Source organism: Burkholderia sp. LMG 13014 (genome assembly GCF_905232215.1).
In the GTDB taxonomy this organism is placed as follows: Bacteria; Pseudomonadota; Gammaproteobacteria; order Burkholderiales; family Burkholderiaceae; genus Burkholderia.
Map to the genome: position 1 here is coordinate 1 of NZ_CAJNKE010000850.1, position 1,949 is coordinate 1,949.

Consider the following 1,949-nt stretch of genomic DNA (forward strand, 5'->3'; position numbering starts at 1 on the left):
CGTCGTCGGCCGCGTGCCTGATGAGCCGGCTGCTCAGCGTGCCGATCGATGCCTGCGTCGGGCGCGGCACGGGCCTCGACGACCAGGGCCTCGCGCACAAGCGCGCGGTGCTCGGTCGTGCGCTCGTCAAGCACTCGCACGCGATCGCACCGCTCGACGTGCTCGCGACGTTCGGCGGCTTCGAGATCGCGATGATGACGGGCGCGTATCTCGCGGCCGCAAGCGAGCGGATGACGATCCTCGTCGACGGCTTCATCGCGACGGCTGCGCTGCTCGTCGCCGAGCGCATCGCGCCCGGCGTGCGCGACTACTGCGTGTTCTCGCATACGTCGCACGAGGCCGGGCACCGGCGCATGCTCGAGCATTTCGGTGCGAAGCCGCTGCTCGCGCTCGACCTGCGGCTCGGCGAAGGCACGGGCGCGGCGCTCGCGCTGCCGCTCGTGCGTGCGGCGGCTGCGTTCCTCACGGAAATGGCGAGTTTCGAATCGGCCGGCGTCGACAATCGTGACGCCTGATCGCACGCGCGGCGTGCGGGCCGAACTGCGCTACTTCTTCGTCGCGCTCGGCTATTTCACGCGCGTGCCCGTGCCGCGCTCGATCGGTTATGCGGCCGGTGATCTCGACCAAGCTGCGCGCTATTTTCCGCTCGTCGGCGCATGTGTCGGCGCGTGGGGCGCGCTCGTCTATCTCGCTGCGCTGCGTGTGCTGCCCCCGTCGATCGCGGTCGGGTTGTCGATGGCCGCGACGCTGCTCGCAACGGGCGCCTTTCACGAGGACGGCCTGGCCGACAGTTGCGATGCGTTCGGCGGCGGCTATACGCGCGACGACGTGCTGCGCATCATGCACGACTCGCGAATCGGCACGTTCGGCGCGGTCGCGCTCGTGATCTCGCTCGGCGTGAAATGGCAGGCGCTTGCGTCGATGCTGCCGTTGCGTGCCGCATGGACGATGATCGCCGCGCACGCGGCGAGCCGCGCGGCGGCCGTGAGCTTGCTGATGACGCTCGACTACGTGCGGCCCGAAGGCAAGGCGAAACCGGTCGCACAACGGATGGGTGCGCGCGCGGCGTGCGTCGCGGCGCTACTCGGATTGCCCTGGCTGTTCTGGCCCGACTGGCGCATGGGTGTCGTCGCATGCGTTGCGCTCGTGCTCGTGCGCGCGTGGGCCGCCCGCTATTTCGTGAAGCGGATCGGCGGATATACGGGCGACTGTCTCGGCTTCGCGCAGCAACTGTGCGAACTGGCGATCTATCTCGTGGTGCTCGGATGGACGTCGTCCTGATCCGTCATCCGGCCGTCGGTGTCGAGCCGGGCATCTGCTATGGACGCAGCGACGTGCCGCTCGCCGTACCGGCCGACGCCGGCGCGCAGGCCGTGCGCGCGCATCTGTCGGCACTCTGCGCGCCGTTTCCCGAACAGGTCTGGACGAGCCCGCTGACGCGCTGCGCATCGGTTGCCGAACGGCTCGCGCAAGCATGCGACGTGCCGCTGCGGCGCGATGCGGACTGGCAGGAAATGGATTTCGGCGCGTGGGAAATGCGGCGCTGGGACGATATCGATCGCGCGGCGCTCGATGCGTGGGCGGCCGACCTGATGCATGCGTGTGCGCACGGCGGCGAAAGCGTCGCGCGGTTTGCCGCGCGGGTCGCACGGCAGGCCGATGCAGTGGCGCAGTTCGACCGGCCGCAATGGGCGGTGACGCATGCGGGCGTGATCCGCGCGTTTGCATCGCATGTACTGCGCGTGCCGCTCGATACGCTGTTGGCGCGGCCAGTGCCGACAGCGGGTGTCGTCTGGCTGCGCGCGGATGCCGCCACGCGAACGTGGGAAGTGGTGCACTGGGACGAATAGGCGCGCTGGCGTCTGCATGCGAACGACGCGCCGCGCGGTCAATCTGTCTCGGGCGCGAGAAGCATCGGTGCAGGTGCGCGCGGGGCGCGCAAGCCGCCG

3 protein-coding genes are annotated in these 1,949 nt (G+C 69.9%); all 3 read left to right on the forward strand.

Annotated features, from left to right (window positions below; genetic code table 11):
- Nucleotides 1-515: nicotinate-nucleotide--dimethylbenzimidazole phosphoribosyltransferase (locus JYJ84_RS35365; RefSeq protein WP_205190189.1), on the forward strand; the 515-nt coding region annotated here is incomplete at its 5' end.
- The gene (locus JYJ84_RS35370) at nucleotides 505-1,281 is read left to right on the forward strand and encodes an adenosylcobinamide-GDP ribazoletransferase (RefSeq protein ID WP_175223045.1); all 777 of its coding nucleotides are present in this window, start codon (nucleotides 505-507) and stop codon (nucleotides 1,279-1,281) included. The genes JYJ84_RS35365 and JYJ84_RS35370, both read left to right, overlap by 11 nt.
- Nucleotides 1,266-1,850: an alpha-ribazole phosphatase gene (cobC, locus tag JYJ84_RS35375; RefSeq protein ID WP_175223046.1), complete on the forward strand. Its 585-nt coding sequence runs from the start codon at nucleotides 1,266-1,268 to the stop codon at nucleotides 1,848-1,850. The genes JYJ84_RS35370 and cobC overlap by 16 nt, the downstream gene beginning before the upstream one ends.
- Nucleotides 1,851-1,949 lie beyond the last annotated feature (99 nt).